The sequence below is a fragment of the Nocardia sp. NPDC058497 genome, from assembly GCF_042720195.1.
In the GTDB taxonomy this organism is placed as follows: Bacteria; Actinomycetota; Actinomycetes; order Mycobacteriales; family Mycobacteriaceae; genus Nocardia.
Genome location: NZ_JBHXMY010000030.1, coordinates 1572 through 6679 on the forward strand (window position 1 = coordinate 1572; position 5108 = coordinate 6679).

General features: G+C 70.0%; 7 protein-coding genes. 2 read left to right on the top strand and 5 right to left on the bottom strand.

Features of this window, described 5'->3' with window-relative positions; translation table 11 throughout:
• The 5 genes from ACFWPJ_RS03935 to mftR all read right to left on the bottom strand — a co-directional run.
• Positions 1-596 (bottom strand): stage II sporulation protein M (locus ACFWPJ_RS03935; RefSeq protein ID WP_378846821.1); only part of this gene is annotated, 596 nt, incomplete at its 3' end.
• A complete protein-coding gene (locus ACFWPJ_RS03940; RefSeq protein WP_189024773.1) occupies positions 589-1002 on the bottom strand; it encodes an ATP-binding protein in 414 nt (137 codons plus the stop codon). The genes ACFWPJ_RS03940 and ACFWPJ_RS03935, both read right to left, overlap by 8 nt.
• Positions 992-1372: an STAS domain-containing protein gene (locus tag ACFWPJ_RS03945; RefSeq protein WP_189023051.1), complete on the bottom strand. Its 381-nt coding sequence runs from the start codon at positions 1370-1372 to the stop codon at positions 992-994. Before ACFWPJ_RS03945 ends, ACFWPJ_RS03940 begins: the two co-directional genes overlap by 11 nt.
• 10 nt (positions 1373-1382) lie before the next feature.
• A complete protein-coding gene (locus ACFWPJ_RS03950) occupies positions 1383-2288 on the bottom strand; it encodes an STAS domain-containing protein (RefSeq protein ID WP_378846824.1) in 906 nt (301 codons plus the stop codon).
• Positions 2289-2394: 106 nt separating this feature from the next.
• Positions 2395-2994: a mycofactocin system transcriptional regulator gene (mftR, locus tag ACFWPJ_RS03955; RefSeq protein WP_378846827.1), complete on the bottom strand. Its 600-nt coding sequence runs from the start codon at positions 2992-2994 to the stop codon at positions 2395-2397.
• Between the two features lie 77 nt (positions 2995-3071).
• Here mftR and mftE point away from each other — a divergent pair, with 77 nt between their 5' ends.
• Both mftE and mftD read left to right on the top strand, forming a co-directional pair.
• Entirely contained in the window at positions 3072-3776 is a 705-nt protein-coding gene (gene mftE / locus ACFWPJ_RS03960; protein ID WP_378846830.1) for a mycofactocin biosynthesis peptidyl-dipeptidase MftE, read from the top strand.
• On the top strand, positions 3773-4990 hold the full coding sequence (gene mftD, locus ACFWPJ_RS03965) for a pre-mycofactocin synthase MftD (protein WP_378846832.1): 1218 nt from the start codon (positions 3773-3775) through the stop codon (positions 4988-4990). The genes mftE and mftD overlap by 4 nt, the downstream gene beginning before the upstream one ends.
• Positions 4991-5108 lie beyond the last annotated feature (118 nt).

The following is a 5108-nucleotide window of genomic DNA, read 5'->3' on the forward strand; positions in this document are numbered from 1 at the left end:
CCGCCCACCTCGGCGTCGCCGGTGTCGTGGGGGTGGGGGCTTTGCTGGTCCCCCGTGATCGTGTTGGCGGGGGGGGCCAGGTCGATCGACTCGGGGCCGACCGAGACGATCCCGTCGGTCGCCATCAGCAGCAGGTCACCGGGGCGGATCGGCAGCGTCTGCGGTTGCAGGTGCGAGGGCAACCGGTAGCCGACGATGCCGCCGGTGAGCAGCATGGTCGCCCGCAGCTCCGGGCCTGCCGGGCCCAGGGTCAGCAGCCGCGACTCGACATTGCCGACACCGAGCCACTGCAACGTCTCGCCGGAACCCATCAGCGCCAACGAGACCGCGGCGCCGCGGGTTTCGACCATCGCGCGATGACACAGCACCATCAGCACATCCAGCGGTTCGCCGCGGTTGTCGGACAGGATGACCATCGCGCGGTCGGCCGCGTCGGCCGCCGCCGCGCCGTGCCCGAGCCCGTCGAGCACGCCGAAGAGCGCGCCGCCGTCGCCGGTGTCGAGGACGACGGCACGATCACCGGAGACTTCCTGGCCGGGCAGTGCCCGACCGGCCGTCGACCATTCCGTGCGGCCGATAATCCCGTCTTCATGCACCGTCGGGTACCCACTTCCACATCTCGATCAACGTCCCGCGACCCGGGGCGGAATCGATGGTGAGCCGGTCCATCAGCCTGCGTGCGCCGGGCAGGCCGAGACCGAGGCCACGGCCGGTGGAGTAACCGTCCTCCAGTGCACGAGGGATGTCTCTGATGCCGGGACCTTGGTCCTCGGCCTGGACGACGAGCGCGCGTCTGCCTTCGCGCAGGTCGACGAGCAAGCGAATCTCCCCGCTGCCCGCGTAACTGGTGATGTTGCGGGCGATTTCGGAGATGGCGGTGGAGATCATGGTGCGGTCGGTGAGGGTGAAGCCGAGTGTTGCTGCCAGTTCGTGTCCGGCCTGCCGGGCGATGACGATGTCACCGGACACCTTGACCGCGATCGCCACCTGCTCAGCGGCCACTGTCACGACCGTCTCGTCGGCGCGGGTGCCGGTTCAGCCAGGCGAGGCCTTCTTCCAGATCCAGCGCGGTGTGCATGTCCTCGAAGGTCAGCCCGAGCTGCACCATCGCGAAGGCGACCTCGGGCTGTAGACCCACGATGACGGTCTCCGCGCCGCGCAGCTGGGTCATGTGCGCGATGGTGCGCAGCGAGCGCGCGGCGAAGGAGTCCATGACGTCGATCGCGGTGACGTCGACGACGATGCCGGTCGCCCGGTAGTAGCTGACCTGTTTCATCAGGTCGTCCTGGAGTCGCTCGGTATCGGCGTCGGTCAGTGCCGACTGCACGGAAGCGATCAGGAATGTGCCCTGTTTGAGAATGGGTACCGGCATGGTGGCCTGTTCAGCGCCCGTCTCGCTCGCTCAGGCGCTCGGAGCCACGGGAGACCTCGTAGCCGAGCAGCCGCTCGGCCTCTTCGATACCGCCCTGCAGGTCGCCGACCGCGTTCATCTTGGACAGATCGAGGCCGATGGTGACCAGCGTGAGCGCGATCTCCGAGGACAGGCCGGTGATGATGACGTTGGCGCCCATCAGGCCCGACGCGTCGACGGTCTGCACGAGGTGGTTGGCCACCACCGAGTCGATCGCGGGCACACCGGTGATGTCGATGACGACGACCTTGGCGCGATTGGCGCGGATGGCGCGCAGCAGCTGCTCGGTGAGCTGGCGGGCGCGCTGGGAGTCGAGCACGCCGATGATCGGCAGGATGAGCAGTTGCTCGCGCACCTGCAGCACCGGCGTCGACAGCTCGCGAATGGCTTCCTGCTGCTGGCGGATGACGCGCTCGCGCTCCTGCACGAACGAGATGGCCACGGTGCTCGCGATGCGGTTGGCGGCGGGTTCGTAGGCGTCGAGGACCTGGTTGAGCAGATCGAAGTCGGCCTGGTACTTCTCGAACAGCGAGCGGGCCAGGACGTCGCGCAGGAGCAGGACGATCCCGAGGACCTCGTCGGTCTCGACGCCTCGCGGAATGATGCGCTCGGACAGGTCGCGCGCGTAGGCCTGCAGCGCCTCGACGCTACCGGTGACCAGCACCTCGACGTAGTTGTCGTACATCGAGGTCGCCTCGGAGAAGATCTCCTCCGGGGTCATGGCGGTCAGGAGTTCCGCCTCGGTGATCCGCCGTGCCCACTCCTCGCGCAGTCCGGTGCGGTTCTGCCGGAGGTGCTCGACCAGTTGCGGCAGCAAGTTGTCTACCGGGCGTGCCGGCAGCGAATCCGCCGAAAGACTCATGGACACCTCGGACATGGAAACTCCTGCCCCTTTCGACGGACATTGTCGGTGCGCACAGCGCGCGCTGACTCGAGCCTACTCATACCCCATCCCTGATGCCGCCCAAACCTGCGGGTTCGGGCTACTCCGGGGCGAACCCGCGTTCCAGGGCGCGCAGCGCGCGGTCGAGATAGACCGTCAGATCGGCGTCGCCGCGCTCGAGCCAGGCGTCGAAGGCGGCCCGCGCGGCGGCCAGCGTGGTGCGCCCGACGGCCAGGGGGACCAGGTCGCCCGCGGTGGTGCCGAGCCGGCGGGCGGCGAACTCGCCGACCGCGCGTTCCCAGGCGTCGTAGTGCGCGCCTGCGCCGGCCGAGAGCGCGGGGACGCCGGAGACCAGGCGCATCCTGGTATGCAGCTCCGGGATGTCTTCGGCGCGATATCTGTTGGCCGCCACCACGATTCGGCGCACCGCCGCCATCATCGGCTCGTCGTCGGGGACCGCGGCGAAGGCGGCGCGCAGGTCGGCGACCTCGTTGTCGAACTGGTGCCAGAGCACCTCGGCCTTGCTGGGGAAGTACCGGAAGAAGGTGCGTTCGCTGACACCGGCCTCGGCCGCGATGCGCTCGACGGTGATGTCGTCGAACCCGTGCTCGGCGAACAGCTTCATCGCGATGACTTCGAGTTCACGGCGCGTGGTGCGCGGTGGGCGACCGCGATGAGCGCGCGGTGTCGGGGCTGACATGGATACAGACTATGGATACAGGCGGGGGACTCGACGCGCTCTTGATTATGTCAGTGACTGTCGTTAATGTCGGAACCATGTTCGTGGCCCACCTCACATGGCCCGAGGCGGGCACATGTGCCGCCGCGGGAGTGATCCTGGTCATCCCGCTCGGCGCCACCGAGCAGCACGGCCCCCACCTGCCGCTGTCCACCGACACCGACATCGCCGCCGCCGTGTGCGCCCGGGTCGCCGCCGAGCGGGCCGACGTACTGGTCGCGCCCGCCGTTCCCTACGGCGCCAGCGGTGAGCACGCCGGGTTCGCCGGCACCCTGTCGATCGGGCAGGCGGCGCTGGAACTGCTGGTCGTCGAGCTGTGCCGGTCGGCCACCGACACCTTCTCGCGGATCGTGCTGGTCAACGGGCACGGCGGCAATGTCGAGGCGCTGCGCCGCGCGGTCGCGCTGCTGCGGTCGGAGTCGCGCGATGTGCGGCTGTTCTCGCCCGGCTACGGCGGCGACCCGCACGCGGGCCGCACCGAAACCTCGATTCAGCTCGCGCTGTCGCCGGAGCACGTGCGCGCCGCGCTGGCCGAACCGGGGGACCGGCGCGCGCTGAGCGAGCTGCTGCCGCTGCTGCGCGCGGGCGGCGTCCGGGCCGTGAGCCCCAATGGAATTCTCGGCGACCCCACCGGGTCGAGCGCCGACGAAGGCGCCGCGCTGCTGCGCGCGGCCACCACCGCACTACTGGAAGACCTGGGCCGATGGTGGCCACAGGATCGTGAGGAAGGACTACTTCGATGAACTCCTGGTTCGAGACCGTCGCCGAGGCGCAGCGCCGCGCCCGCAAGCGCCTGCCGAAATCGGTGTACGGGGCGCTGATCGCGGGCTCCGAACGCGGCCAGACCATCGAGGACAACCAGACCGCCTTCACCGAACTCGGCTTCGCCCCGCACTGCGCGGGCCCGATCGGCGAGCGCGACCAGTCGACCACCGTTCTCGGACAACAGCTCTCGATGCCCGTGCTGATCTCGCCCACGGGCGTGCAGGCGGTGCACCCCGACGGTGAGGTCGCCGTCGCCAGGGCCGCCGCCGCGCGCGGCATCGCCATGGGGCTGAGCTCGTTCGCGAGCAAGCCGATCGAAGAGGTGATCGCGGCCAACCCGTCCACGCTGTTCCAGCTGTACTGGTGTGGCAACAAGGATCAGATCCTCGAGCGCATGGCCAGGGCGAAGGCGGCGGGCGCGGTCGGGCTCATCCTCACCCTGGACTGGTCGTTCTCGCACGGCCGGGACTGGGGCAGCCCGGTCATCCCGGAATCGCTGAACCTGCGCACCATGATGAAGTTCGCGCCGCAGACCCTGGCTCGCCCACGCTGGCTGGCCACCTACCTGCGCTCGGGTTCCATCCCCGACCTCACCGCCCCCAACATGGCGGTCGGCGGCGGCGCGGCGCCGGGCTTCTTCGGCGCCTACGGCGAATGGATGCAGACACCCGCGCCGGATTGGGACGACGTCGCCTGGATCTGCGAGCAGTGGGACGGTCCGGTGCTGCTCAAGGGCGTGATGCGGGTCGACGACGCGCTGCGCGCGGTCGACGCGGGTGTGGCGGGCATCTCGGTGTCCAACCACGGCGGCAACAACCTCGACGGCACCCCCGCCGCGATCCGGGCGCTGCCGGTGCTCGCCGACGCGGTCGGTGACCAGATCGAGGTGGTGCTCGACGGCGGTATCCGGCGCGGCAGCGACGTCGTCAAGGCCGTGGCGCTGGGCGCCCGCGCGGTGCTGATCGGCCGCGCCTCCCTGTGGGGCCTGGCCGCCAACGGGCAGGCCGGTGTGGAGAACGTGCTCGACATCCTGCGCGGCGGTATCGATTCGGCGCTGCTCGGCCTGCGCAAGACCTCGATCGCCGACCTCGACCGCGGCGACATCATCGTGCCCGCCGGTTTCGAACGAGCCCTCGGCGTGCCCGCCGACCTCGAACGACCGCTCACCACAGCGGATCTCGTCCAGCAGTAGCACCTCCTCGGGGGGGGGGGGGGGGGCCGCCCGGGGTGGCCGCAGTGTGGTTTTTCGGGTCGCCCCCCCCGCCCACCCCCACCCCGCGATCCGGTAGCGCGCGCAGCTGCTCCTTGGT

What these genes read in the sequence shown, in the direction of transcription:
- ACFWPJ_RS03950 (WP_378846824.1), bottom strand. Translation starts at nt 2,288, where the DNA reads ATGTCCGAGGTGTCCATGAGTCTTTCGGCGGATTCGCTGCCGGCACGC.
- ACFWPJ_RS03945 (WP_189023051.1), bottom strand. Translation starts at nt 1,372, where the DNA reads ATGCCGGTACCCATTCTCAAACAGGGCACATTCCTGATCGCTTCCGTG.
- mftR (WP_378846827.1), bottom strand. Translation starts at nt 2,994, where the DNA reads ATGTCAGCCCCGACACCGCGCGCTCATCGCGGTCGCCCACCGCGCACC.
- mftE (WP_378846830.1), top strand. Translation starts at nt 3,072, where the DNA reads ATGTTCGTGGCCCACCTCACATGGCCCGAGGCGGGCACATGTGCCGCC.
- mftD (WP_378846832.1), top strand. Translation starts at nt 3,773, where the DNA reads ATGAACTCCTGGTTCGAGACCGTCGCCGAGGCGCAGCGCCGCGCCCGC.